Raw genomic sequence first — 24,530 nt, forward strand, 5'->3', positions numbered from 1 at the left:
CTGGTAGGGCCGGAGATGTCTCTTTTGCCTCTGTTGATACATTCCTGCGGACATGGTTCCTTCGAGTTGGCCCCTGCTGCATTTGGAACGTTCGGCGATGAGGTATAGGCGCACCTCTACGCGCTAGCCTTCCGCTTACCGCAGAAGGCGACCCGTAAAGACGATCGCGGTGGCCGAACCGTCCGGGCGGGACGGCGGCCACCGCGATCGCGGGAAGCGGCGCGTGGACTAGGCTGACGGCGCCGGATCGCGGCGCGGCGTCAGACCGGCGGCGTCGTCACGGCAGGCTGGCCACTCCGCGCGGCAGGAACCGCCGGCCGGTCACCCGCTCGGTGGCGCCGGTCCGGTCCAGGTACGGCGTGACGCCGCCCAGGTGGAACGGCCAGCCGGCGCCGAGGATCATGCACAGGTCGATGTCCTGCGCCTCGGCGACCACGCCCTCGTCGAGCATCAGCCGGATCTCCTGCGCCAGCGCGTCGAGGGCGTTCTGCCGCACCTGCTCGGCGGTCAACGGCTGGTCGCCGACCACGAGCAGCTTGGCGACCTCGGCGTTGATCTGGTCGTCGACCACGATCGGCTGGCCGGAGTCGGCGATCCGCTTGAGGTTCTCGCTGACCCCGAACCGGTCCGGGAAGGCGGCGTGCAGCGTGCCGCCCACGTGGTACGCCACGGCCGGGCCGACCAGCTGGAGCAGGGCGAGCGGGCGCATCGGCAGACCCAGCGGGTCCAGCGCGCTGTCCGCCACGTCCAGCGGGGTGCCGGCGTCGACGGCGGCGAAGACGGTGCCGAGGAAGCGGGTCAGCAGCCGGTTGACCACGAACGCCGGGGCGTCCTTCACCAGCACCGACGACTTCTTGAGCTGCTTGCCGACGGCGAACGCGGTGGCCAGGGTGGCGTCGTCGGTCCGCTCGCCCCGGACGATCTCCAGCAGCGGCAGTACGGCGACCGGGTTGAAGAAGTGGAAGCCGACCACCCGCTCCGGGTGCTCCAGCTCCGCCGCCATCGCGGTGACCGAGAGCGAGCTGGTGTTGGTGGCCAGCACCGCCTCCGGGGAGACGATCTTCTCCAACTCGGCCCAGACCTGCTTCTTGACCGCCAGGTCCTCGAAGACCGCCTCGATGACGAAGTCGGCGTCCGCGAGGACGCTCTTGTCGACCGAGCCGCTGACCAGGCCGTACAGCTTCGCGGCGGTGCCCTTGTCCATCCGGCCCTTGCTGACGGCCTTCTCGATCTGGGTGTGCACGTAGCCGACGCCCTTGTCCACCCGGGCCTGGTCCAGGTCGGTCATGACGACCGGCACCTGGAGGCGGCGGGCGAACAGCAGCGCGAGCTGGCTGGCCATCAGGCCGGCGCCGACGACGCCCACCTTGGTCACCGGGCGGGCCAGACCCTTGTCCGGCGCGCCGGCCGGCCGCTTGGCCCGCCGCTGCACCAGGTCGAAGGCGTACAGGCCGCTGCGCAGTTCCTCGGAGAAGACCAGGTCGGCCAGGGCCTCGTCCTCGGCGGCGGTGCCGGCCGCGAAGTCGCCGTCCTTCGCCGTCTCCAGCAGGTCGAGGGCCTTGTACGCGGCCGGGACCGCGCCGTGCAGCCGCTGGTCGAGGGTCTGCCGGGCGAAGTAGAGCACGCCCGCCCACATGTCCTTGTCGACCTCGGGCCGGGTCACCGTGACCTCGCCCCGGACCACGCCGGCGGCCCACTCCAGGGACCGCTCCAGGAAGTCGGCCGGCTCCAGCAGCACGTCCGCGATGCCCATCTCGGCCGCCTGCTTCGGCTTGAGCATCCTGTTCTGCATCAGCGGGTTCTGCAGGATGACCTGGGTGGCGGCCGGGATGCCGATCAGGTTCGGCAGCAGTTGGGTGCCGCCCCAGCCGGGCACCAGGCCGAGCGAGACCTCGGGCAGCGCGAGCGCCGTGGCCCCGCCGGAGAGCGTCCGGTAGTGGCAGTGCAGGGCCAGCTCCAGGCCGCCGCCCATCGCCGCGCCGTTGACGAAGGCGAAGGTCGGGATCTCGCTGTCCTTGAGCCGGGCGAAGACCCGGTGGCCGAGCCGGCCGATCTCCAGCGCCTGCTCGCGGTCGGCCAGCAGCGGCAGGCCGGTGATGTCCGCGCCCACGCAGAAGATGTACGGCTTGCCGGTGACCGCGATGAACGCCGGGTTCGCCGCCAGGGCGGCGGTGACGGCCTCGTCCAGGCTGGCCAGTCCGGCCGGGCCGAAGGTGTTCGGCTTGGTGTGGTCGAAGCCGTTGTCCAGGGTGATCAGGGCGGCCGGACGGTCCAGCCCGGGTACGTTCACCTGGCGCAGCAGCGCCCTGGTGACGACCTCGTTCGGTGCGGCGAGCGCGCTCACTTGTCTCCACCCTCCCAGTTGGGGTTCTCCCAGATGACCGTGCCGCCCATGCCGATGCCGATGCACATGGCGGTGAGGCCGTAGCGGACCTCTGGGTGCTCGGCGAACTGCCGGGCGAGCTGGGTCATCAGCCGTACGCCGGAGGAGGCGAGCGGGTGACCGATGGCGATCGCACCGCCCCACGGGTTGACCCGCGGGTCGTCGTCGGCGATGCCGAAGTGGTCGAGGAAGGCGAGCACCTGCACGGCGAACGCCTCGTTCAGCTCGAACAGGCCGATGTCGTCGATGGTCAGGCCGGCGATGCGCAGCGCCTTCTCGGTCGACGGGATCGGGCCGACGCCCATCACCTCGGGCTCGACGCCGACGAAGCCGTACGACACCAGCCGCATGGCGATCGGCAGGCCCAGGTCGCGGGCGGTCTCCTCGGCGACGATCAGGGCGGCGGTGGCGCCGTCGTTCAGGCCGGCCGCGTTACCGGCGGTGACCTTGCCGTGCGGGCGGAACGGGGTCTTCAGGCCGGCGAGCTTCTCCATCGAGGTGTCCCGGGGCGCCTCGTCCGTGGTGGCCAGGCCCCAGCCGTTCTCCTCGTCGCGGATGGCGACCGGCACCAGGTCGCCCTGGAGCTTGCCGTTGGCGTACGCCTTGGCGGTCTTCTGCTGGGAGGCGAGCGCGAACGCGTCGGTGCGCTCCTTGGTGATGTGCGGGACCCGGTCGTGCAGGTTCTCCGCGGTGGCCCCCATGACCAGGGCGGACGGGTCGACCAGCTTCTCCGCGATGATCCGGGGGTTGGGGTCGACGCCCTCGCCCATCGGGTGGCGGCCCATGTGCTCGACACCGCCGGCGATGGCCACGTCGTACGCGCCCATGGCGATGCCACCGGCGACGGTGGTGACAGCGGTCATCGCGCCGGCGCACATCCGGTCGATGGCGAAGCCGGGCACCGTCTTGGGCAGGCCGGCCAGCAGGGCGGCGGTGCGGCCGATGGTCAGGCCCTGGTCGCCGATCTGGGTGGTGGCCGCGATGGCGACCTCCTCAACCCGCTCCGGCGGCAGCTGCGGATTGCGTCGCATCAGCTCGCGGATGCAGCGGATCACCAGGTCGTCGGCGCGGGTGTTGGCGTACATGCCACCCGCCTTGCCGAAGGGGGTGCGGACGCCGTCGACGAAGACGACATCCCGAACTTCACGGGGCACTTGGAGCCTCCTTTTCGACCATAAATTCGGCCATGGGCGCCGCCAGGGGGCGCTACAGGCCGAATGAAGGTCGCCGGCACTGGCATTTCCCTCGGATGCTACTCGTCAGTAACCATCGCCGTCACCACCCCCCATGTGGCCCGCCCCACATTGGGTGAAGTAGTCGACGACGCATAATAGTGGCGCTACTATGCGTCGCATGATAGCTGCGGAGGGTTCGGGGGGCGGGGACCGTCAGGCCCAGCTGCTCCGGGGCGTCCTCGACATGTGCCTGCTGGCGCTGCTGGATCACGAACCCGCCCACGGTTACGAGCTGGTCCGCCGACTGGACGCCGCCGGCCTGGCGGGGGTCGGCTACGGCACGGTCTATCCCCTGCTCACCCGGTTGCGGCGGCTCGGCCTGGTAACCGACGCGGTGCAGGAGAGTCCGAGCGGACCGCCCCGAAAGGTCTACGCGCTCAGCACGGAGGGCAGCAGGCGGCTCGCCGCCTGGAAACAGCAGTGGAGGACCTTCGCCGACACGGTCGACGCCGCGATCACCGACGCGCCCACCACCGGGAGGTAGCCGTGCAGGACGCTCGACAGCACCGCACTGCCGGTGCTGCTGGCCGAGGCGGCCCTGGTGGGTGGCGCGCTGGCCGGGGCGACGGTGCTGGCCCGCCGGTGGGCGCTCGCCCCCGCCCTGCGCGACGCCCATCCCCGAGCCGCCGGAAGCCACTGACCACCACCCGCACCCCGCACAGATGCGCGTTGATCAAGAAGTTTGCGTCAGTGAATCGGCGTGTCGCGGACGCAAACTTCTTGATCAACCGGGAAGGCGGGGGTCGGACCGGTGGGTCAGGGGCCGGTCAGGGCTTGGGTGAGGGTGGGGAGGAGGAGGGTGATCTGCCATTCGCGGGCGCCGGAGGTGCGGAGGGTGTCGGCGACCGTGTTCTCGGTGATCTCCTCCGGTGGTTGCCAGGCCAGGCGACGGATGTAGTCGGGCGCGATCAGGTTCTCCGGCGGGAGGTTGTGCGCGCCGGCCGTACCGACCACCACCTCCCGGCAGCGGGCCAGCCGGGCGGCCGCCACCGGGTCGCGCTCCGCCCACCGGTGCGGCGGGGGCGGGCCCTCCACGACCGGGGTCACCGGCAGCGCGTCGTCGGGCAGCTGACGGGCGTCGTCCAGGGCCGCCAGCCAGGTACGGGCCAGCCGGCGCACCGAGCGACCACCGAAGCCGGGCAGGGTGAGCAGGGTCTTCTCGTCCTTCGGGTCCAGCTCTGCCGCGGCCACGATCGCCGAGTCCGGCAGCACCCGCCCCGGGGCCGCGTCCCGCCGCGCGGCGATCTGGTCCCGGGCGTACCAGAGGGAGCGCACCCGCGCCTGCGCCCGGGCACCGCGTACCCGGTGGATGCCGGAGGTGCGCCGCCACGGCTCGGCCCGTACGCGAGGCGGACGGGCGCCGTTGCGGACCAGTGCGGCGAACTCCTCCGCCGCCCACTCCGACTTGCCCTGCCGGCGCAGCTCCTCGTCGAGGGCGTCGCGCAGGTCGACCAGCATCTCCACGTCCAGCGCCGCGTACGTCAGCCAGGACTCCGGCAACGGCCGGCTGGACCAGTCCGCCGCCGAGTGGTGCTTCTCCAGTGTGTAGCCGAGTAGCTGTTCGGTCAGCGCGGCAAGACCGACCCGCTCGAACCCGGCCAGCCGAGCGGCCAGTTCGGTGTCGAAGAGCCGGCGTGGGCGCAGCCCCACCTCGGCAAGGCAGGCGAGGTCCTGGCTGGCGGCGTGCAGCACCCACTCGGCCTCGGCGATCACCGCGTCCAGGGCGGAGAGGTCGGGCAGCGGCAGGGGGTCGATGAGCACGGTGCCGGCGCCGGCCCGACGCAACTGCACGAGATAGGCCCGCTGGCTGTAGCGGTATCCGGAGGCGCGTTCGGCGTCCAGGGCCACCGGGCCCATGCCCGCCGCGAAACGCGCCACGACCTCGTCGAGCTCGCTCGGTGCGGCCACCGGCGTGGGGGTGCCGTCGCGGGGCGCGGTCAGCGGCACGGGGCCGCCGGTGCTGGGTTCGGTCCCCGCGTCCGCGGGCTGCGGCACGGCCGACGACGGATACGGTGAGGCCTCTCCCGCACGACTTTCGGCGGCCCGACGGCGCAGGGGTGGTTCGTCGGTCACCTGACAACCCTAGTTCGCCGGACGATCCGGTGTGCGCAGCCGGTCCGCCGTGTGTCGGCGGGATGGCCGGCGAGTGTCATGATCGGCCCGGGTGGCGTCGGCGTGGCATGGTCGGACAACGGGGAAGACAAACCCCGTTTCGCGCCGGTACGGTCCATCGAGCCGCGGCGGGTGTCGAAGGCCGCGTAGCGGCATCAACCGGGGAGTTCACGGGGAGGGCTAACGATCATGACGGCTGGGTACCGAGCCGGCGACGGGGTGCCGGGGCAGGGCGCCGACGAGAGGGCCGACGGCACCCTGCCGATCGGCTCCGGCGGCGGCTTCGCCGCCCCGTCCGCCGTCCCGGGCGCTGTCGGGCACGGGCCCGGAGCCCAGTCCGCGCCCGTTCCGGCCCAGCCCGCTGGCGCTCCTGGTCAGCTCGGTGCCGCTCCGGGCCAGTCCGGAGTAGTGCCGGGTCAGTCCGGAGTAGTGCCGGGTCAGTCCGGAGTAGTGCCGGGTCAGTCCGGAGTCGTGCCGGCTCAGTTCGGCAGCGTGCCGGGTCAGCCAGCCGCGCCGGCCAGCCGGGCAAGCTGGCCCCCGGCGGCCAACAGCGGTCAGTGGGGCGGCCCGACCGGCATCCCCACCGCCCCCCGCGCCCAGGGCGCGTGGCCGCCGGCCCAGCCCGGCAGCGCGCCCGGAGGACTGGCCGCCGCGCCGGGAGGACCGGCCATCGCGCCTGGTGGACCGGCCATCGCGCCGGGAGGGCCGGTGATCGGGTCTGGGGGTCTGGCGGCCGCGCCGGGAGGACCGGGCGCTGCGCCGGGAGGGCTCGTGCTCGGGTCGCCGTATCCGGGGCAGCCGGCCGTCGGGACGGATTACCCGGGGCAGGCCGGCCCGGGGACGGCGTACCCCGATGGGCCGGCGGACGGGCCCCGGCGGCGGGGCCGGCTGCCGGTGGTGGCGCTCGCGCTGGCCGGGGTGCTGGCGGTGGTCGCGGGCGTGCAGGCGTACCAGATTTACCGGCTGGACAGCCGGCTCGCCGCCACCGACCGGCGGCTGGCCGAGGCACAGGGCGCGGACGGCCGCCGCCTGGACGGCCTGGAGACGCGCGCGGAGGCCCTGGAGAAGCAGGCCGGCGCCGCCTTCAACCCGGAGGCCGTGGCCAGCGCGGTGCTGCCGAGCGTGTTCCGGGTCCGGGCCGGTGATTTCACCGGTACGGCCTTCGCGATCGGCAAGCCGCCGTCCGGCGGCGGCACCACGCTGCTCACCAACTTCCACGTGGTGGAGTCGGTCTACGACGGGGGCGGCCGGAAGGTCTTCCTGGAGCGGACCGGCCAGCGTTTCGAGGCCACCATCGTGAAGGTCGAGAAGGACAAGGACCTCGCCCAGTTGCGTACCACGGCCCGGTTCACCGGGCTGGTCGCGGCCGCCGCGTCGGTCCGGTCCGGGCAACAGATCGTGGTGGTCGGCGCACCGCTGGGCCTGCAGGACAGCGTGACCACCGGGGTGGTGAGCGCGTTCCGTAAGGACGAGGACGGCTCGGGCCCGGTGATCCAGTTCGACGCACCCATCAATCCCGGCAACTCCGGCGGTCCGGTGATCAACGGATCCAAGGAGGTCGTCGGCATCGCCACCGCCAAGGCCCGGGACGCCGAGGGCATCGGCCTCGCGGTGCCGATCAAGACCGCCTGCGACACATTCAAGATCTGCTGACCGGCGTCGCCCGGTCGTCCTGACCATCTCCCCGCACCGTTCGGCGTGGCGCAGATCACGCCATGGCGCAGCTTCCCTGCCCGTCGGGGCTACCCACGGGGATCAGCAACCTGGAGGAAACGACATGTCCCAGCCACCGACCGGAGCGGAGGGCTACCCGCCCCAGCCGCCGGGCGGCACCGTCTACGGGGCCGGCCAGCCCGTACCCCAGCAGCCTGCGGCCGGCCAGGCGCCGACCGAGCCGTTCCCGGCCGCGCAGCCCCCGGCTGGCCAGGCGCCGACCGAGCCGTTCCCGCCCGCGCAGCCCCCGGCTCAGCCGCCGTTCCCGCCTGCGCAGCCTGCGGCTCAGCCGTTCCCGGCCGCGCAGCCTGCGGCTCAGCCGTTCCCGGCCGCGCAGCCTGCGGCTCAGCCGTTCCCGGCCGCGCAGCCTGCGGCTCAGCCGTTCCCGGCCGCGCAGCCTGCGGCTCAGCAGTACGGCGTGTCCGAGCCGGCCCGGCCCCAGCCCGCCCCGCCGTTCCCTGCCCCGCCGGTTCCCGGCCAGTACGCGCCCGGCGCGGCCCCGGTTTCCGCGCCCGGTGCCGCCCCGGTCTCCGCGCCCGGCTACCCGCAGCCGATGTCGGCGCCGCCGATGTCCGCCCCGCCGATGTCCGCCCCGCCGGTCTCCGGACCCGGGTTCGGGACGCAGCCGATGTCGGCCCCGCCCGGTGTCGTGCCGCCGTACGGGGCGCCCGCGGCGGGCGGTCGCCGGGGGCGCAGCACCCTGGTCCTCGCGCTCGTCGCCGGGCTGCTGCTCGTCCTCGGTGGCGTGATGACCGGCTTCTACGTCAACACGAACGGGAAGCTGCATGTCTCCGAGAAGAAGGTCAGCCAGCGGGACGGCACGATCGAGGCGAACCGGCAGGAGATCGACAAGCTCAAGGCCGATCTGCAGTCGGTGCGGGACAAGCTCGCCGACACCGAGCAGGACCTGACCGGCACCAAGAACGACCGGGACGAGCAGGCCCGGCAGAAGAAGGTCATCGCCAACTGCCTGGACAAGCTCACCACCGGCCTCGCAGCGGCGTCCCGGGGCGACAAGGCGGCCTTCGACAAGGCCACCAAGGGCCTGGACAAGATCTGCGACGAGGCCGACAACTACCTGTGACGGTCTGCCGTACGGGCCGCTCCCGAATTTTCGGGGCGGCCCGTCGCGGTGTTTCGGCCGTTCAGGCGGCGCCGGCCGGGCGGCGGGAGGAGAGGGCCGTCACGCCGGGTGGCGGCAGGCCGGCCGTCGAGGCGAGCAGGGCGCACCAGCCGAGCAGGTGCGGGGCCAGGTCGACGCCGAGCGGCGTCCACGACGCGCGGATCTCGATGTCCCCGGCGGTGGGCGGCCCGGCCAACTCGCCGAACCGGGTGGAGAGCGTCTGGGTGACCGTGCCGCCGATCGCCAGGTATCGCGCGTCCTGCGCGTCCAGCGCGTCGGTCAGCCAGGTCCAGCCCACCCCGGGTAACAACGGGTCGCTGGCCAGGTCCACCTCCAGTTCGGCGGTCACGTAGGTGACCAGCCGCAGGGTGCCATGCCACGCCTCGTGTCCGGCCGGGTCGTGCAGCAGGATCAGCCGCCCGGTGGCCACCTCGTCCTCGTCGCGGAGCACCGCCGCGGAGAGCGCGAACGCGTACGGGGCCAGGCGCTGGGGGGCGCCGACCTCCTCCAGCACGATCTCGGCGCGGGGTGTCACCGATCGCAGCCCGGCGACCGCGCGAGCGAAGGTTTCGGGGAGCGCGATCGGGGGGCCATGCAGGCAGACTATGCCGCCGCCCGCCCGCGCCGGGCGACGCCGCGCCGAGCGGGTCGGTCACGATCATGTGACAGCGGGGGCAGGTGTTAGCAGGGGGCCCTTCCTATACCGCAGGCGTTAACAAGGGGCCCCTCCTTCTACGTCACAAAAGGTGACGGGGGCGGCGGGCCGGATCGGCCGGCGTGGCACGATTGCCGCGATGAGTACCGACACCACGGGCACTGCGGCCCGAGACGGACAAACCCGCCACGGTGGGCCGGCCGGCTCACCCTTCGTCCGCGCCTGCCGGCGTGAACCCGGGCCGCACACCCCCGTGTGGTTCATGCGCCAGGCCGGTCGCTCCCTGCCGGAGTATCGCGCGATTCGGGCCAACGTGCCGATGCTGGAGTCGTGCCGTCGTCCCGAGCTGGTCACCGAGATCACCCTCCAGCCGGTACGCCGGCACGGGGTCGACGCGGCGATCCTGTTCAGTGACATCGTGGTGCCGGTGGCCGCCGCCGGGGTCGACCTGGACATCGTGCCCGGCACCGGTCCGGTGGTGGCGGAGCCGGTCCGCACCGCCGCCGACGTCGACCGGATCCGCCCGATCAGCCGCGACGACGTGTCCTACGTGGACGAGGCGGTCCGGCTGCTCGTCGCCGAGCTGGGCGACACCCCGCTGATCGGCTTCGCCGGCGCCCCGTTCACCCTGGCCAGCTACCTGGTCGAGGGCGGGCCGTCGCGGAACCACGTGAAGACCAAGGCGCTGATGTACGGCGACCCGGAGCTGTGGCACGCGCTCTGCGACCGGCTGGCCGAGGTGACGCTGTCGTTCCTGCGGGTGCAGATCGACGCCGGGGTCTCCGCGGTGCAGCTCTTCGACTCCTGGGCCGGGGCGCTTTCCGAGGCCGACTACCGCCGCTACGTGCTGCCGCACTCGACCCGCGTGCTCAGCGGCCTGGCCGACGCCGACCGCTCCGGGTCGCGGCGCGGCGACGGACGCGCCGAGCCGGAGCGGTCGCCCGGGGTGCCCCGGATCCACTTCGGGGTGGGCACCGCCGAGCTGCTCGGCGCGATGGGCGAGGCCGGTGCCGACGTGGTCGGCGTGGACTGGCGTACGCCGCTGGACGTGGCGACCCGCCGGATCGGACCGGACAAGGCCGTGCAGGGCAACCTCGACCCGTGCGTGCTGTTCGCCCCCTGGCCGGTGGTGGAGGCGGAGGTACGCCGGATCCTCGACCAGGGGCGGGCCGCCCCCGGTCACGTGTTCAACCTCGGTCACGGCGTCCTGCCGGAGACCGATCCCGATGTGCTGACCAGGGTGGTCGCGCTGGTGCACGAGCTCAGCGCGCGGCCCGTCGAGTAGGGGAGTGACCATGGCGCGACCGAGCCGGGTGGCGATCGTCGGTGGTGGGATCACCGGGCTGGCGGCCGCCGTCCGGTTACGCGAGCGCGCCCCCGCCGGCACCGATATCACCGTGTACGAGCAGTCCGGCCGGCTCGGCGGGAAGTTGCGTACCGGCGAGCTGGCCGGTGGCCCGGTCGAGTTCGGTGCCGAGTCGTTCCTGATGCGCGACCCGGCCGGCGGGGACTCCGCCGTGGTGGCCCTGGTCCGCCGGCTCGGTCTGGCCGAGTCGATCGTGCACCCGAGCGTCGGGCAGGCCGCGCTGGTCGTCGATGGCGGGCTGCGCCCGGTGCCGGGCGGCACGCTGGTCGGCGTACCGGGGGATCTGAACAAGGTGGCGGCGGTGGCCCGGCCGGCGGCGGACGCCGACCGGGACGCCGGCCGCCCGCTGCTCGGCCCGGACGCCGACGTGCCGGTCGGCGCGCTGGTCCGCGCCCGCCTCGGCGACGAGGTGGTGGACCGGCTGGTCGACCCGATGCTCGGCGGCGTCTACGCGGGCCGGGCCGACGACCTCTCCCTGGCCGCCACCATGCCGGCCCTGGCCCGGACGGCCCGGGTCGAGCACACCCTGGTCGGGGCGGTCCGGGCCGCGCAGGCCGCCGCGCCCCGCACCCCCGGCGCGCCGGTCTTCGGCACCCTGGCCGGTGGGCTGAGCACCCTGGTCGAGGCGGCGGCAGCCGCCAGCGGCGCGACGATCCGCCGGGACGCGGCGGTCCGCGAGCTGCACCGCACCGCCACCGGCTGGCGGCTGACCGTCGGCCCCACCCGGGAGGCCGAGTACGTCGAGGTTGACGCGGTGGTGCTCGCCGTGCCGGCCCGCCCGGCCGCCCGGCTGCTCGCCGGCACGGTGCCCGAGGTGGCCGCCACCGTCGGCGAGCTGGACTACGCCAGCGTGGCGTTGATCACCATGGCCCTGCCGGAGCCGGAGCTGCCGGAGCTGTCCGGGTTCCTGGTGCCGGCCACCGAGGGGCTGCTGATCAAGGCGTCGACGTTCTTCACCACCAAGTGGGGGCACCTGCGCCGGGCGGACGGGGTCGCCCTGCTCCGCGCCTCCGTCGGCCGGTACGGCGACGAGACGTCGTTGCAGCTCACCGACGAGGACCTGGTCGCCACCGTGCACCGGGAGGTGTCGAAGGTGCTGGGTGTTTCGCTGCCCACCCCGATCGACCGGCACGTGCAGCGGTGGGGCGGGGCCCTGCCGCAGTACGCGCCCGGCCACCTCGGCCGGGTGGCGGCGGTCCGGGCGGCGGTGCGCGCCGCCCACCCGACCCTGGCCCTGGCCGGGGCCGGCTACGACGGCGTCGGCATCCCGGTCTGCGTCCGCTCGGGCGAGACCGCGGCCGAGGAGATCATCACAGCACTGGGAGGATCGGCAGCATGACCGAGCAGACCAACGCGGCGCGGCTGCGGGAGCTCAACGAGACCATCCGCTACACGATGTGGTCGGTGTACCGGGCCACCAGCCCGCTCCCGTCGCTGCGTGAGAACGTCGTCGACGAGGTCGAGTCCCTCTTCGGCGAGCTTGCCGGCAAGGACGTCACCATCCGGGGCACGTACGACGTGTCCGGCCTGCGTGCCGACGCGGACCTGATGATCTGGTGGCACGCCTCGTCGAGCGACGAGCTGCAGGACGCGTACCTGCGGTTCCGCCGGACCGCGCTGGGCCGGGCGCTCACCCCGGTCTGGTCACAGCTGGCGCTGCACCGGCCGGCCGAGTTCAACAGGAGCCACATTCCGGCGTTCCTGGCCGGCGAGGAGCCTCGGGCGTACATCTGCGTCTACCCCTTCATCCGCTCGTACGAGTGGTACCTGCTGCCGGACGCCGAGCGCCGCGAGATGCTCGCCGAGCACGGGCAGATGGCCCGCGGCTACCCGGACGTGCGGGCCAACACGGTGGCCTCCTTCGCTCTCGGCGACTACGAGTGGATGCTCGCCTTCGAGGCCGACGAGCTGCACCGGATCGTCGACCTGATGCGCGACCTGCGGGCCTCGCGGGCCCGCCGGCACGTCCGCGAGGAGGTCCCCTTCTACACCGGTCGCCGCCGGTCCATCGCCGACATCGTCACCTGCCTGCCCTGACGCGAGGGGCCCCGGCGTGGTGCCGGGGCCCCTTTCTCATCCCCTCGTCAGAGGGTCGCGGTGCAGCTCGGAGTGGGGGTGGCACTGTTGCCGGAGGCGAGGAAGCCGAAGGTGGTCTGCCCCCCTGCGGCCAGTGAGCCGTTGAAGGTCTCGTTCCGGGCGGTCACCGTGGACCCGCTGCTGGTGACGACGGCATTCCACGCCTGGCTGATCTGCTGGCCGCTCGGGAACGTCCAGCTGACCGTCCAGCCCTTGACCGCCGAGGCGCCGGCGGTCACGGTGACCTCACCCTGGAAGCCGCCCGTCCAGGAGTTGGTGATCCGGTAGGTGGCGGAGCAGCTTCCGGCCGGCGCGGTGGTCGGGGGAGCCGTCGTCGGCGGGCGGGTGGTCGGGGGAGTGGTGGTCGGCGGGGCGGTGGTCGGCGGGGTGGTGGTCGGCGGGGTGGTCGAGCCACCGAAGTCGACGTCGCTGCAGATGTAGTAGGACTGGTCCATGTGGCTGGCCTGCCAGATGGTGTAGACGATGTGCCGGCCGCTGCGGCCCGGCGCGTTCACCGGCACCTGGATCGACACGCCGTCCGTCTCCCGCGTCCACTGGCTCGCCGGGGTGTTGCCGATCTGCCCGGCCAGCTCCAGGTCGCTCCACGCCAGCGGCTTGCTCAGCGCGTTGAAGCCCTGCTTCGTCACGTACACCCGGATGTAGTCGGCGCCGTGGCTGGCCTGGTCGAAGAACTTGAGCCGGAAGTTGTTGCTGACCGACGTGGTCTTCCAGGCGCCGACCGCGTCGAGGGCGTTGTACCGGCCGGACTGGGTGTGGCCGCCGCTGCACAGCTGGCCGTCCGGGATGGCCGCCTGGTGGTTGCCGGCGACGCCCTCGCGGAACAGGCCGTTCCAGTTCCACATGGCGTTCGGGTCGGCCTGCCAGGCCTGCCAGCACATCGGGTCCTGGGTGGCCATCGCCGGGTTCTGGAAGTCGCCGCCCCAGCGCTGCCAGCAGCTGTAGTTGCGGGATGCCGGGTCCACGACGGACCCGTGTGCGGAGGCCGGGCTGGCCATGACGGTGGTGAGCAGCGCCGCGACGAGGGTGCCGACGGCGAGGAACGCCGTCGCGACCAGGGTGCGGCGGCGGTGCGGAGTGGACATGTGAGCCTCCGGGGATGGGGTCGGTTGACGACGCCCGGACGGCGCGGAGTTGCCCCTCCTACGCCCGGTTGGGTGACTCCCGCGACGGCTCTGCCTGGCACGCTTTCACATAAAAGCGGCGTACGTCAATGTCTGTTCACGTGGCCGGCCGGCTCTCCCGCCGCATCGGGGTGTGCGGGATGCCGTCATCGAGGTAGTCGGGCCCGCTGACGGCGAAGCCGTGGCCGGCGTAGAAGCCGACCAGGTGGCTCTGCGCCTCCAGCACGCACGGGCCGGCGCCGACCAGGGCCAGTGCCTCGGTCATCAGCCGGCCGCCCAGGCCCGCGCCGCGCGCCGCCGGCGCCACCACCACCCGGCCGATCCGCGCCACGCCGCCGGGGTCGGCCAGGATTCGCAGGTACGCCACCACTGCGCCGTCGCGGGTCAGCCAGAGGTGCCGGGTCCCGGCTTCGACGTCCCGGCCGTCCAGTTCCGGGTACGGGCAGTTCTGCTCCACCACGAAAGTGTCGATGCGCAGCCGGAGCAGGTCGTGGAAGGTGCGGGCGTCCAGCTCGGCGAAGCTCGCGACGTGCGACTCGATGGGCATCCCGCGATGTTAGGTCGCGGCCGGGGTGGCGGCCCGGCCGACCCGGGCCAGGTTGCCGGCCCGGCGCGCGAACGGCGGCGGTGTGGAGCGGGCTCAGGCGGGGCGGGCGCCGACCGTGTCGCGGATCTCGGCGCCCTGCTCGCCCTCCACGGCGCGGGCGCAGTGCGCGCAGCAGAAGAAGCGGCCGGACACCTCCACGCCGTGGCCGACGATCTTGATCTGGCAGTGCTCGCAGATGGGTGCCATCTTGTGGATCGCGCACTCGAAGCAGTCGAAGGTGTGCGTGGCCCCGCTGGCCGTGCGCACCTCGAACGCCATCCAGTAGTCGTTGCCGCAGACCTCACAGGTAGCCATACGAAACCCCCCGAAAACGGACGTATGGCCCTAGGTTAGCGAGGTTCGAGCCGGATGGAGACCGAGTTCACGCAGTGCCGGGTGTTCTTCGGGGTGAAACCCTCGCCCTCGAAGACGTGTCCCAGGTGGCTGTCGCACCGGGCACAGCGGATCTCCGTACGCCGCATGCCGAGGGTGTTGTCGGGGATCTCCTTCACCGCCCCCGGAATGGCGTCGTCGAAGCTCGGCCAGCCGCAGTGCGAGTCGAACTTGGCCTCGCTGCGGAACAGCTCCGCGCCGCAGCCCCGGCAGTGATAGACGCCGGGAGTCTTGGTGTCGACGTACTCGCCGGTCCACGGCCGCTCCGTGCCGGCCTGGCGGAGCACCCGGAACTCCTCAGGGCTCAGCCGGACCCGCCACTCGTCCTCGGTGGTGGGCAGTTCGCTCTCGGAAAGACTCACCGGTCAACGGTACGCCGGGCGTCGGTGGTATCGCATATCGTCGCGCAATGGCTGGCAGCAAGGCCGCAGCCGAGGAGATCGAGGTCGCCGGGCACACCGTGCGGCTCAGCAGCCCGGACCGGGTGATCTTCCCGCAGCGCGGCTTCACCAAGGCGGACGTCTTCCACTACTACGTCTCGGTCGGCGAGGGGATCATGCGCGCCCTGCGCGACCGGCCGACCACGTTGCAGCGCTTCCCCGAGGGCATCGAGAGGGAGATGTTCTTCCAGAAGCGGGTGCCGACTCGGGGCGTACCCCCGTGGGTGTCGACCGCGGAGATCAGCTTCCCCAGTGGTCGGAAGGCCGCGGAGCTCTGCCCGGCCGACCTGGCGCACGTGGCCTGGGCCGCCCAGATGGGCACCGTGGTCTTCCACCCGTGGCCGGTCCGCGCCGCCGACGTCGACCAGCCGGACGAGCTGCGGATCGACCTGGACCCGCAACCCGGCACCGACTTCGCCGACGCGGTCACCGCCGCCGGCGAGCTGTGCGCGCTGCTGGCCGAGCTGGGCGTGACCGGCTGGCCGAAGACCTCGGGGGGCCGGGGCGTGCACGTCTACCTGCGCATCCAGCCGCGCTGGACGTTCGTCGAGGTGCGCCGGGCCACCATCGCGCTGGCCCGCGAGCTGGAGCGCCGCCGCCCCGAGCTGGTCACCACCGCCTGGTGGAAGGAGGAGCGCGGCGCCCGGGTCTTCGTGGACTTCAACCAGATGGCCCGGGACCGGACCATCGCCTGCGCGTACTCGCTGCGGGCCAACGCGCGGGCCACCGTCTCCACCCCCGTCGACTGGGACGAGCTGACCCAGGTCGACCCGGACGACTTCGACCTGCGCAGCGTGCCGGCCCGGCTGGCCGAGCGGGGCGACCCGCACGCCGGCATCGACGACGCCCCGTGGGACATCACCCCGCTGCTGGAGTGGGCCGAGCGGGACGCCGCCGCCGGGCAGGGCGACCTGCCGTACCCGCCCGAATACCCGAAGATGCCGGGCGAGCCGAAGCGGGTGCAGCCCTCCAAGGACCGCGACCGCCCCCGAAGCTGACCGCCGCCGCCGCCGCCGTCCCGTCCCGTCCCGTCCCGTCCCGTCCCAGATCGTGCTCGATCAGGGAAGTAGTGGCATCGGAGCCCGCGCGACACCACTCGATCCAGGATTGAGCACGATCTCGCGAGGCACGGCGAACCCCAGGGCAGGTCAGCCGGCGGTCGTGGGGCCGGCCGAGTCGTCGGTGGGTGCGCAGGGGCCGTCGTGGTCGTCGCGGCGTCGGCAGCGGCGGGTGGTGTCGAGCCGGGCGTCACACCAGATTCGGGTACGCACGAACTGGCGGTCCTCCTCGCTGAGTGTGGTCTCGCCGAAGTCGATGGCGGTGACGTGGCCGAGGGAGTCGCGGAGGGTCACGGCGAGGGCGGTGGCGTCGTCCACGCTGGTCAGTGTGGTGGGCAGGTGGATGATCCAGCGGGGCGCGGTCATCGCGGCTGCCGGCTGTCGGGGGTGCCCGGGTCGCGGTGGCGGCAGTGTCCGTGGCGGGACTGCCACTGTCGTAGGGCCTGGCGGATGCGTTCGGCCTCGGTGGTCGCTGTGATGAGTTCGCGGTGGAGGCGTTCGAGTTCGTCGGCGACGTGTTCGAGGTGGTCGCGTACCTGGGTGGGGTCGAGGCCGCGCCAGCGCCGGTCGAATACGGCGGCGCGGACGTGGTGTGGCAGCAGGCGGTTTCTGGTTCCGTAGATCATGGCCGGGGCGCTTCCTGTTCGGCGATCATCGCGTGGATCTGCCGTTCGGTGAGGCCGCGTTGGTCGAGGATCCGGCGGCCCCAGCGGTGCAGTCGGCAGGGGTGGGGCGCCCGGTCGTTGCGGCAGCGCGGCCCGTCGGGCCACTGCTCGGCGGCGTGCACGAGGATCGCCTTGATCGCGAAGGTGACGTCCTCGGCGGTGACGTAGGGCGGTAGGGGGATGTCGCCGAGGATGTCGTCGATCGAGTCCATGATCCTCCCTCTGTCGAATGGCGGCGGTGCCCGGGGCGGGCGCCGGGATGAGGTTTCGGGGGAAGAGCACCCGCCCCGGGCGGGACCGCCCGAGATTCTGCGGTCATCCACGATGGTCATTTCCGGTCTGGTCTGCCGCAATCTTTTGGAGCAGAATGCGAACCAAGGGATGAGGTGCCTTACGCGACGACAGCAAAGGAGATGACGTGGACGACTCGGGAAGCACCGTCCCGCGTAGGCAGCTCGGCAGATACTTGAGAGAAATTCGCGAGAACGCGCATGTGACGGTGACCGCGGCGGCGAAGGAATTGGAATGGTCGGCGCCCCGGATCTGGCGTTACGAAACCGGCCAGGTCTCCATGCACCCGAACGACGTGGAGGCGATGTGCCGGGTCTATGGCGCATCCCGGGAAACCATCGAAACGATGCGGGCGCTGGCCCGCGAAACCAAGGCCCACGGCTGGTGGCACAGCTACGGCGAGGCGATCAAGGACTGGTTCAAGCTCTACGTCGGTTTGGAAGCCGCTGCCACCAAGATCCGAAAGTACGAAGCAAACCTCGTGCCGGGCTTGTTGCAGACCGTTGAGTACATGACCGAGGTGATCGCCACCGACAATCCGCACATGAGCGAGGCGGAGCGGCAAGCCAAGGCTGACGTCCGACTGCGTCGACAGCGGCTGCTGGCTCGGGCGGTGCCCCGGGCGCCCTACTTCGACGTCATCCTCAACGAGGCGGTATTGCGTCGGCCGCTGCGCGACCGGCTGGCGATGGTCCGGCAACTCGACGCCTTGGTGGCGGCGAGTCAGCGGCACAACATCACCCTCCGGGTGCTGCCGCTGCATGTCGGACTGTTCCGCTGTGCATCGGCCGGGACCTTCACCATGCTCGACTTTCCCACCGATGTGCGGGAGCCGGAGCCGACCACGATCTATATGGACGGCCCATGCGGTGCGGCCTACCTTGACAAGGCGCACGAGATCCAGACCTATGAGGATGCCTGGGCCTCGCTCACTGAGCGGGCGCTCGGTGCCGGTGAGTCCCGTGAGCTGATCACGGCAATCGCGAAGGAGATGACCGATGAGGCGTGACGGGGTATGGCGCAAGTCATCCCGATCCGGTGGCGAGGGGGACTGCGTCGAGGTGGCGGGTTTCGCCGAGGCGGTTGGCGTTCGTGACAGCAAGGACCGGCAGGGGCCGGTGCTGAGCTTCGACCCGGCGAGCTGGGCCCGGTTCGTCGCGGCGACCTGCGCCGATCAGTTCGGCGGCGCGTCCAGCCCGTCGGGCGCGGCACGAGATGCGGCAGGTCGTGGTCTTCCGGAGGCCGGATACAGCCACATGCCGCACATGGAGTGGATCGTGGGGACGGGGCCCAGCGAACGGCAGGTAACGATCATGTAACGGGCGCGAACCTTTCCCGGCCCTCGACCGGTCTCCCTTGTCATCGGCCCGACCGGGGGCCAGGGGAGGGCATCGGATGAAGTTGGTGTGGAGGCGGGCCGTCGAGGCGCGCGGGCTGCTACTCGCCGCCGCGATCGCGGCCCTGGTCGCGGTCGCGCTGGTCACCGGGCTCTCCGACTACAACCGTCGAGCCGTCGACGCCGGCCAGCGGGCGGTGCTCGCCGCCGCCCCGGCCGAGGAGCGCAGCCTGCTGGTCAGCGGCTCCGGCGGCCCGGACGCCGCGGCGTACGCCGAGCGGGACCGCGCGGTCCGCGCGCAGTTCGCCGGCGGGCTGGGTGGCACGGCGGTGTCCATCGCCGCCGCCAGGTACGGCACCGGGCGTGAGCTGACCGGGGATCTCGGCGCGGCCAGGATCGGCAACGACCCGATGTTCGCCAACCTCGCCACGTTGGCAGACCTGCCCGCGCACGCCGAGCTCACCGCCGGCTCGTGGCCGACGCCCGGGGCGACGCCGTTGCAGGTGACGCTGCCCGAGAAGATCGCCGGCCAGCTCGGGCTGCGGACCGGGGACCGGGTGCCGCTCTACGACCGTGGCGCCGAGCGGGCCAGTGCGGTGGTGGTCGCCGGCACCTGGCGGCCCCGCGACCCGAGCGAGCCGTACTGGTGGTTGGCACCGGGCGTGGGCGACAGCCAGGGGAGCGGCGCGGTCACCTCGTACGGGCCGTTCGCGCTGGACCAGGCCGACTTCGCGCGCACCTTCCCCGACTCCACGTCCGGCGCCTGGGTGGTCGTGCCCGACCTCGCCGTCGTCGAGCCGAGCCGGCTGGCCAGGGTCAAGGCGGCGGTCGCCACGGTTGCCCAGAAGATTCCCGAGGCCACCGGTCTCGGCTCCTCCGCCCAGACCGTCAGCCACCTGGACCGGCTCGCCGACCGGCTCGGCCGGGCCGACCTGGTGGGGCGGTCCGCCCTGCTCACCCCGCTGCTGCTGATCGTGGTCCTCGGCGGGTACGCGCTGGTGCTGGTCGCCGCGCTGCTCAACGAGGACCGGCGGGCGCAGACCGCGCTGCTGCGCGCCCGGGGGGCCGCCCGTGGCCAGATCGCCGGCCTCGCCGTACGGGAGGCGACCCTGGTGGTGGCCCCGGCCCTCCTGCTGGCACCACCACTGACCGCGGAGGCGGTGCGGTGGATCGGTGCCGACCTGCTCCTGGCCGACGCCGCGCTCGGCCAGGTCTGGGCGGTGGCGGTCACCGCCGCGGTCGGCTGCCTGCTCGCCATGGTGATGCCGGCGCTGCGCCGGGCCGGCACCTACGTCGCCGACATGGCGGCCCGGTCCCGCCCGACCCGGGGCGCGGCCGTCCAGCGGGCCAGCGTCGACCTGGCGCTCGTCGCGCTCGCCGTGCTCGCCTGGACCCAGCTGCGGCAGTACTCCTCGCCCCTCGCGGGGGCCGGCGGCCAGCTCGGCATCGACCCACTGCTCGCCGCCGCGCCCACCATCGGCGTGCTGGCCGGGGCGGTGATCGCGCTGCGGCTGCTGCCGCCGGCGACCCGGTTCGCCGAGCGTTTCGTCGACCGGCGACCCTGGACCGCCACCATTCTCGGCATGTGGCAGGCAGGCCGCCGGCCGCACGCCGGACCGGTGCTGCTGCTCGCCCTCGCCGTCGGCAGCAGCACCCTGGCCTGGTCGCTGATGGCCTCCTGGGACCGGTCCCAGGAGGACCAGGCCCGGCACACCGTCGGGGCCGACCTGCGGCTGACCGAGCGCAACGGCGCCGCGCCGGGCGACCGGGCCGCCGCGCTGGCCGCGGTGCCCGGCGTGGAACGGGCGCTGCCGGCGTGGCGCGACGACATCCGGCTGGGCCGCAAGGACCTGCCGGTGAGCGTGGTGAGCCTGGACGCGACCGGGGCGAAGGGCCTGCTCCGGCTCGACGACGCCGTCGGTGACGCGTCCGCGTCGGCACTGCTCGACCGGCTGACGAGCGGCCGCCCCGCGCCTGCCGGGGTCACCCTCCCGGCCGGTGCCCGGCAGCTCTCCGGCACCGTCCGTACTCCGACGTCCTCCCCGTTCGGGGAGCCGCGGGTCGCCGTCGCGGCGCTGCTCACCAGCGACGACGGCACGAGCTGGCGCCTGCCGCTCGCGGTGGGGCAGGGGGACCGGCCGGTGCCGTTCTCCATTCCGCTGCCCGAAACCGGTGGTACGCCGCTGCGGCTGGCCGGTTTCGAGGCCGACGCGGGTCCGGCGACCGCCTACCGCTACCGGCTGCGCCTCGACGGGCTCCGGCTCACCGACGCGGGCGGGGGCACACTGCCGCTCGCCCTCGGCGCCGGCTGGCGGCTGACCGATTCCCTGACCGGCCCGGGCGCACCGGCCCGGTTCGACGGCGGCACCGTGGACGTCACGCACGAGGTGAAACTGCCGGAAGGGCTCCTGCAGTTCGCGCGCCAGCCGCCCTCCCGGTTCGCCGTGGTGCCGACCGGGGACGACCCACCGGTGCCCGCGCTCATGACACCGGGCGCAGCAGCGGCGTTGAACCTCCACGACGGTGACACGGTCACCCTCACCCTCTCCGGGGTGTCCCTGTCGGTCAAGCTGGTCGGGCTGGTCGCGGCCGTGCCCGCCACCGAGCGGGACGGGATCCTGCTGAACCTGCCCACCGCCGTCGACTGGCTGGTGCGGCACACGGGCACGGTCCGGCCGATCTCCGAGTGGTGGCTGGACACCGGCGGCGACCACGCCGCCGCGGCGGCGGCCGTCGCCGACCTGCCCGGGACCGCCCTGCTCGACCGGCGCCAGGTCGCCGCCGAGGCGGCCCGGGACCCGTACTGGTTGGGGGCCCGCACCGGGTTGCTCGCCGCCGCCCTCGGCGCCGTGCTGCTCGCCCTGGTCGGCCTGGCGGTCGACGTCTGGGCGACGACCCGGCACCGGATGACGGAGTTCGCCGTGCTGCACACGCTCGGGGCGACACCGCGCCTGCTGGCCCGGGCGCTCCTGGCCGAACAGTCCTTCCTCGCCGGCATCGGTGTCGGGGTGGGTCTGCTGGTCGGGGCGGGAGTCGCGGCCACCATGGTGCCGTTGGTGATCCTCACGCCGGCCGCCGGCCGGCCGGTGCCCGACGCGGCCTTCATCCTGCCCTGGGCGCCGGTCGGGGCGACCGCGCTCGGGCTGCTGGCGGTCGCACTGACGTTCAGCGCCGTCATCACCGCCGGCATCCGCCAGCGGGTGGCCGCGGCCCAGCTTCGGATCGGGGGAGAACGATGAGTCTGCTGGCGGTCGCCCGGCGGGTGCGGGCGTACGGGGGGCACTTCCTGCTGCTCGCCGTGCTGACCCTGGTTACCGCGCTGCTGATCACGGCGGTGCCCCGGGTCGCGGACCGGCTGACCGGGCAGGGGCTGCGCGAGCACGTCGCGGGCCAGAAGGCGGCCCTGCGCGACCTGACCTACACCTCGAAGCCGATGATGGCGGCGAAGACCGACACTCGGATCGCCGCCATCGAGGCCCGCGAGTTGGACACCATCCAGGACCGGATGCCCGCTGCCGTCCGTGGGGTGATCGGCGAGCGGTGGTATCAGGCGCAGACCACGTTCGGCCGGCTGCGCGGTCCGCGGCTGACCCCCGACAAGGGTCTGATCGACATCAGCATGCGGGTGGTCAGCGGCATCCAGGAGGCGGCCACCCTGGTCGAGGGACGCTGGCCCGACACGGACCCGGACAACGCGATCGAGGTGGCGCTGGCCGATACGGTGGCCGGCCGGCTCGGGCTGCGCGCCGGCGATCGGCTCACCTACAGCCTGCTGGACCCGGACGGCAAACCGTTTCTGGTCAGCCGGGTCGTGGTGGTGGGTGTGTTCCGGCCGAACGATCCGACCGACGGGATCTGGGACGGGCTGCCGTCGCTGCTGCGGCTCACCGAGCCCGAGGGTGACGGCAAGCCGTTCCTGAGCGTCGGGGTGACCAGCGAGCGCGGCTTCGACAGCGCCGCGGCCGCCGGCTGGGGGATCAGCTTCGGCTGGCGTTACCGCATCGCACCGGACCGGCTCACCGCGGATCAACTCACCGCGCTGATCGACGGGCTGGCCGCCCTGGAGCGGACCCGCCCGGCCGGGCTCACCCTCACCCAGGGCGTCGACATCCCGCTGCGGCGCTTCGCCGAGTCGCTCGCCGCGGCCCGTACGTTGCTCGCCGTCATCGCCGCCGGGCTGCTCACCACCCTGGCCGGCCTGGTCCTGCTCGCCGCCCGGGTGGCGGCGCGTCGGCGCCGCTCCGAGTACGTGCTGATCCGCGCCCGGGGCGGCTCGACCGCCGGGGTGCTGCGCCGTGGGCTGGCCGAGTCGGTGCTGGTGCTGCCGCTCGCCGCCGGCGCCGGTTGGCTGCTCGCCGGACTCCTCCCCGGCCAGGGCGCCGACCTGCGCTGGGTACTGCTCGCCGCGGTGGCGGCCACGCTGCTCCCGCCGGTCACCGCGCTCACCGCCACGCGGGGCGCTGGGCGGGCCGATCTGGTCGGCGCCCGCTCCACCACCGTGCGGCTCACCGTCGAGGTGACCGTGCTCGTGGTCGCCGCGCTCGGGGCGTTCCTGCTGCGCCGGCGCGGGCTGACCCTCGACGGGACGGTGGACCCGCTGCTGGTGTCGGTGCCGGTGCTGCTCGCGGTCGCCGCGGCGCTGGTCGCGCTGCGCGCGTACCCGTGGCCGCTGCGGCTGTTCAGCCGGGCCGCCGCACGGGCCCGGGGCAGCGTCGCGTTCCTCGGCACCGCCCGCGCCGGCCGGGCCGCCACCACCGGCCCGCTCGTCGTGGTGGTGCTGGCCGTCGCCACCGCCGCGTTCTGCGGGGTGGTGGCGACCGGCATCGAGAACGGCCGGGACCGGGCCGCCGGGCGGGTCGTCCCCGGGGACGTGCTGGTCAACGGGGACCGGTTCGCCCCGGACACCAGCGAGGCGCTGGCCGCGCTGCCCGGGGTGCGCGCGGTCGCCCCGGTGCTCGTCGAGCCGAGCCAACGCCCGTCCGCCGACCAGGCCGGCCGGCTCAGCCGCGTACGGGAGATCCGGGTCCTGCTGGTCGACGGCGAGCGTTTCGCGGAGGTGGCCCGTCGCGCGGGCGTCCCGGTGACCGTCCCCGGCCCGCTGCGGGCCGTCGGCGACCCGACGGCGCCGATGCCGGGGCTGGTCTCCCCGGATCTGGCCGAGGAGTTCGCCGACGCCGGGCTCGCCGACCGGGACGGACGCAAACCCGCCTGGCTGGACGTGCAGGGCAACCGGCTGCCGGTACGGGTCGCCGGCACCGTCGAGGAGTTCCCGCTGATCGACCAGAAGATGACGCGTTTCCTGGTGCTGCCCTGGCCGGCGCTGCCGGCGAACGTTCCGCATCCGCTCGCCCCCACCGGCTTCGTGCTCGCCGGCACCGGAGTCGACCCGGACGCCGTGGCCCGCGTCGCCCAGGAGGGACAGCAGCGCTATCAGCGCAGCGGCACCCTGGTCGCCGGTGAACGGCCCCGCCCGCCGGAGGTGCTGGCCCGGTCGGCGGTCCGCGCCGAGCTGGGCGGCAGCGGGGTGAACGGCCTGCTGGTCTTCGGGTTCGTCGTCGGCGCGGTCGGTGGTGGCCTGCTCGGCCTGCTCGCGCTCGCGTTCGCGGTGCTCGCCGAGGCGCGCAGCCGGGGGCAGGTGCTGTCCCGGTTGCGCACCATGGGGCTGTCCCGCCGCCAGTGGCGGGGCCTGCTGCTGGTCGAGCTGGCCCCGTTGGTGCTGGTGTCGGTGCTCACCGGCGCGCTGGTCGGGGCGTTGCTGCCGGTGCTGCTCACCCCGGTGCTCGGCCTGCGCGCGTTCACCGGTGGGGTGGCGGTGCAGGCAGGTTTCGAACCCCGGCTGGTGGCCGGCGTGCTGGGCCTCGCCGTACTGGCCCTCGGCTTCGCGGTCACCGTCGAGGCCCTGAACAACCGCCGGATGCGCCTCGGCGAGGTGCTCCGGCTCGGAGAGGAGAGCTGA

The 24,530-nt window shown here is 73.4% G+C and carries 22 protein-coding genes and 1 pseudogene; 12 read left to right on the forward strand and 11 right to left on the reverse strand.

Annotated features, from left to right (window positions below):
• Positions 1-277 precede the first annotated feature (277 nt).
• Together GA0070604_RS07715 and GA0070604_RS07720 are read right to left on the reverse strand one after the other, a co-directional pair.
• Entirely contained in the window at positions 278-2,344 is a 2,067-nt protein-coding gene (locus GA0070604_RS07715; RefSeq protein WP_091116497.1) for a 3-hydroxyacyl-CoA dehydrogenase NAD-binding domain-containing protein, read from the reverse strand.
• The gene (locus tag GA0070604_RS07720; RefSeq protein ID WP_091116501.1) at positions 2,341-3,537 is read right to left on the reverse strand and encodes a thiolase family protein; all 1,197 of its coding nucleotides are present in this window, start codon (positions 3,535-3,537) and stop codon (positions 2,341-2,343) included. Before GA0070604_RS07720 ends, GA0070604_RS07715 begins: the two co-directional genes overlap by 4 nt.
• 199 nt (positions 3,538-3,736) lie before the next feature.
• Here GA0070604_RS07720 and GA0070604_RS07725 point away from each other — a divergent pair, with 199 nt between their 5' ends.
• Both GA0070604_RS07725 and GA0070604_RS33870 read left to right on the forward strand, forming a co-directional pair.
• Complete coding sequence (locus GA0070604_RS07725) at positions 3,737-4,102, forward strand: PadR family transcriptional regulator (RefSeq protein WP_091116504.1); 366 nt, start codon at positions 3,737-3,739, stop codon at positions 4,100-4,102.
• A 33-nt stretch (positions 4,103-4,135) separates the two neighbouring features.
• Positions 4,136-4,258, forward strand: a complete 123-nt coding sequence (locus GA0070604_RS33870; RefSeq protein ID WP_279615673.1) for a hypothetical protein — start codon at positions 4,136-4,138, stop codon at positions 4,256-4,258.
• Positions 4,259-4,374: 116 nt separating this feature from the next.
• On the opposite strand, the gene GA0070604_RS07730 is transcribed toward GA0070604_RS33870, so the two are convergent.
• Entirely contained in the window at positions 4,375-5,691 is a 1,317-nt protein-coding gene (locus GA0070604_RS07730; protein ID WP_091116508.1) for a ribonuclease D, read from the reverse strand.
• Positions 5,692-5,919: 228 nt separating this feature from the next.
• Here GA0070604_RS07730 and GA0070604_RS07735 point away from each other — a divergent pair, with 228 nt between their 5' ends.
• Positions 5,920-7,383 (forward strand): trypsin-like peptidase domain-containing protein, encoded by a 1,464-nt coding sequence (locus tag GA0070604_RS07735; protein ID WP_091116510.1) that lies wholly within the window; start codon positions 5,920-5,922, stop codon positions 7,381-7,383.
• Between the two features lie 124 nt (positions 7,384-7,507).
• A complete protein-coding gene (locus tag GA0070604_RS33360) occupies positions 7,508-8,527 on the forward strand; it encodes a hypothetical protein (protein ID WP_244162268.1) in 1,020 nt (339 codons plus the stop codon).
• 61 nt (positions 8,528-8,588) lie between these two features.
• Here GA0070604_RS33360 and GA0070604_RS07745 read toward each other — a convergent pair whose 3' ends face one another.
• Positions 8,589-9,164 carry a DUF3000 domain-containing protein gene (locus tag GA0070604_RS07745; protein WP_091116513.1) on the reverse strand — a complete coding sequence of 192 codons (576 nt, stop codon included), beginning with the start codon at positions 9,162-9,164 and terminating at the stop codon, positions 8,589-8,591.
• 196 nt (positions 9,165-9,360) lie between these two features.
• Between GA0070604_RS07745 and hemE the strand changes: the two genes are divergently transcribed.
• Genes hemE through hemQ form a run of 3 tightly spaced genes read left to right on the forward strand, consistent with a single transcriptional unit; the run spans position 9,361 to position 12,624 of the window.
• The gene (gene hemE, locus GA0070604_RS07750) at positions 9,361-10,506 is read left to right on the forward strand and encodes a uroporphyrinogen decarboxylase (RefSeq protein ID WP_091116517.1); all 1,146 of its coding nucleotides are present in this window, start codon (positions 9,361-9,363) and stop codon (positions 10,504-10,506) included.
• Positions 10,507-10,516: 10 nt separating this feature from the next.
• Positions 10,517-11,926, forward strand: coding sequence for a protoporphyrinogen oxidase (gene hemG / locus GA0070604_RS07755; protein ID WP_091126964.1), 1,410 nt, complete (start codon positions 10,517-10,519; stop codon positions 11,924-11,926).
• Entirely contained in the window at positions 11,923-12,624 is a 702-nt protein-coding gene (gene hemQ, locus GA0070604_RS07760; protein ID WP_091116521.1) for a hydrogen peroxide-dependent heme synthase, read from the forward strand. The genes hemG and hemQ overlap by 4 nt, the downstream gene beginning before the upstream one ends.
• 47 nt (positions 12,625-12,671) lie before the next feature.
• Here hemQ and GA0070604_RS07765 read toward each other — a convergent pair whose 3' ends face one another.
• The 4 genes from GA0070604_RS07765 to msrB form a co-directional block, all read right to left on the reverse strand.
• Positions 12,672-13,766, reverse strand: coding sequence for a lytic polysaccharide monooxygenase auxiliary activity family 9 protein (locus GA0070604_RS07765; RefSeq protein WP_091116524.1), 1,095 nt, complete (start codon positions 13,764-13,766; stop codon positions 12,672-12,674).
• A 136-nt stretch (positions 13,767-13,902) separates the two neighbouring features.
• A complete protein-coding gene (locus GA0070604_RS07770) occupies positions 13,903-14,352 on the reverse strand; it encodes a GNAT family N-acetyltransferase (RefSeq protein ID WP_091116527.1) in 450 nt (149 codons plus the stop codon).
• A 93-nt stretch (positions 14,353-14,445) separates the two neighbouring features.
• A complete protein-coding gene (locus GA0070604_RS07775; protein ID WP_091116531.1) occupies positions 14,446-14,706 on the reverse strand; it encodes a Prokaryotic metallothionein in 261 nt (86 codons plus the stop codon).
• Between the two features lie 35 nt (positions 14,707-14,741).
• The gene (gene msrB / locus GA0070604_RS07780) at positions 14,742-15,146 is read right to left on the reverse strand and encodes a peptide-methionine (R)-S-oxide reductase MsrB (RefSeq protein WP_091116534.1); all 405 of its coding nucleotides are present in this window, start codon (positions 15,144-15,146) and stop codon (positions 14,742-14,744) included.
• A gap of 47 nt (positions 15,147-15,193) precedes the next feature.
• Between msrB and ligD the strand changes: the two genes are divergently transcribed.
• Positions 15,194-16,222: a non-homologous end-joining DNA ligase gene (ligD, locus tag GA0070604_RS07785; RefSeq protein WP_091116538.1), complete on the forward strand. Its 1,029-nt coding sequence runs from the start codon at positions 15,194-15,196 to the stop codon at positions 16,220-16,222.
• A 150-nt stretch (positions 16,223-16,372) separates the two neighbouring features.
• Here ligD and GA0070604_RS07790 read toward each other — a convergent pair whose 3' ends face one another.
• Genes GA0070604_RS07790 through GA0070604_RS07800 form a run of 3 tightly spaced genes read right to left on the reverse strand, consistent with a single transcriptional unit; the run spans position 16,373 to position 17,159 of the window.
• Positions 16,373-16,648 (reverse strand): hypothetical protein, encoded by a 276-nt coding sequence (locus tag GA0070604_RS07790; RefSeq protein WP_091116543.1) that lies wholly within the window; start codon positions 16,646-16,648, stop codon positions 16,373-16,375.
• The gene (locus GA0070604_RS07795; protein WP_091116547.1) at positions 16,645-16,908 is read right to left on the reverse strand and encodes a DivIVA domain-containing protein; all 264 of its coding nucleotides are present in this window, start codon (positions 16,906-16,908) and stop codon (positions 16,645-16,647) included. Before GA0070604_RS07795 ends, GA0070604_RS07790 begins: the two co-directional genes overlap by 4 nt.
• A complete protein-coding gene (locus GA0070604_RS07800) occupies positions 16,905-17,159 on the reverse strand; it encodes a hypothetical protein (protein ID WP_091116550.1) in 255 nt (84 codons plus the stop codon). Before GA0070604_RS07800 ends, GA0070604_RS07795 begins: the two co-directional genes overlap by 4 nt.
• 206 nt (positions 17,160-17,365) lie before the next feature.
• On the opposite strand from GA0070604_RS07800, the gene GA0070604_RS07805 reads away from it, so the two are divergent.
• The 4 genes and pseudogenes from GA0070604_RS07805 (at position 17,366) to GA0070604_RS07820 (ending at position 24,530) form a co-directional block, all read left to right on the forward strand.
• Positions 17,366-18,247: a helix-turn-helix domain-containing protein gene (locus tag GA0070604_RS07805; RefSeq protein ID WP_091116553.1), complete on the forward strand. Its 882-nt coding sequence runs from the start codon at positions 17,366-17,368 to the stop codon at positions 18,245-18,247.
• A pseudogene (locus GA0070604_RS33365) lies at positions 18,237-18,416 on the forward strand (DUF397 domain-containing protein); the annotation flags it as partial. The gene GA0070604_RS07805 and the pseudogene GA0070604_RS33365, both read left to right, overlap by 11 nt.
• Before the next feature lie 217 nt (positions 18,417-18,633).
• Positions 18,634-21,813 (forward strand): ABC transporter permease, encoded by a 3,180-nt coding sequence (locus GA0070604_RS07815; RefSeq protein WP_091116561.1) that lies wholly within the window; start codon positions 18,634-18,636, stop codon positions 21,811-21,813.
• Entirely contained in the window at positions 21,810-24,530 is a 2,721-nt protein-coding gene (locus GA0070604_RS07820; protein WP_091116563.1) for an FtsX-like permease family protein, read from the forward strand. The genes GA0070604_RS07815 and GA0070604_RS07820 overlap by 4 nt, the downstream gene beginning before the upstream one ends.

This window comes from Micromonospora eburnea, from assembly GCF_900090225.1.
Classification (GTDB): Bacteria; Actinomycetota; Actinomycetes; order Mycobacteriales; family Micromonosporaceae; genus Micromonospora; species Micromonospora eburnea.

Bases quoted from the DNA above. Each gene is read 5' to 3' on its own strand.
- GA0070604_RS07725 (WP_091116504.1), top strand. From the start codon at position 3,737: ATGATAGCTGCGGAGGGTTCGGGGGGCGGGGACCGTCAGGCCCAGCTG.
- GA0070604_RS07735 (WP_091116510.1), top strand. From the start codon at position 5,920: ATGACGGCTGGGTACCGAGCCGGCGACGGGGTGCCGGGGCAGGGCGCC.
- GA0070604_RS33360 (WP_244162268.1), top strand. From the start codon at position 7,508: ATGTCCCAGCCACCGACCGGAGCGGAGGGCTACCCGCCCCAGCCGCCG.
- hemE (WP_091116517.1), top strand. From the start codon at position 9,361: ATGAGTACCGACACCACGGGCACTGCGGCCCGAGACGGACAAACCCGC.
- hemG (WP_091126964.1), top strand. From the start codon at position 10,517: ATGGCGCGACCGAGCCGGGTGGCGATCGTCGGTGGTGGGATCACCGGG.
- hemQ (WP_091116521.1), top strand. From the start codon at position 11,923: ATGACCGAGCAGACCAACGCGGCGCGGCTGCGGGAGCTCAACGAGACC.
- GA0070604_RS07765 (WP_091116524.1), bottom strand. From the start codon at position 13,766: ATGTCCACTCCGCACCGCCGCCGCACCCTGGTCGCGACGGCGTTCCTC.
- GA0070604_RS07770 (WP_091116527.1), bottom strand. From the start codon at position 14,352: ATGCCCATCGAGTCGCACGTCGCGAGCTTCGCCGAGCTGGACGCCCGC.
- GA0070604_RS07775 (WP_091116531.1), bottom strand. From the start codon at position 14,706: ATGGCTACCTGTGAGGTCTGCGGCAACGACTACTGGATGGCGTTCGAG.
- ligD (WP_091116538.1), top strand. From the start codon at position 15,194: ATGGCTGGCAGCAAGGCCGCAGCCGAGGAGATCGAGGTCGCCGGGCAC.
- GA0070604_RS07790 (WP_091116543.1), bottom strand. From the start codon at position 16,648: ATGACCGCGCCCCGCTGGATCATCCACCTGCCCACCACACTGACCAGC.
- GA0070604_RS07795 (WP_091116547.1), bottom strand. From the start codon at position 16,908: ATGATCTACGGAACCAGAAACCGCCTGCTGCCACACCACGTCCGCGCC.
- GA0070604_RS07800 (WP_091116550.1), bottom strand. From the start codon at position 17,159: ATGGACTCGATCGACGACATCCTCGGCGACATCCCCCTACCGCCCTAC.
- GA0070604_RS07815 (WP_091116561.1), top strand. From the start codon at position 18,634: ATGAAGTTGGTGTGGAGGCGGGCCGTCGAGGCGCGCGGGCTGCTACTC.
- GA0070604_RS07820 (WP_091116563.1), top strand. From the start codon at position 21,810: ATGAGTCTGCTGGCGGTCGCCCGGCGGGTGCGGGCGTACGGGGGGCAC.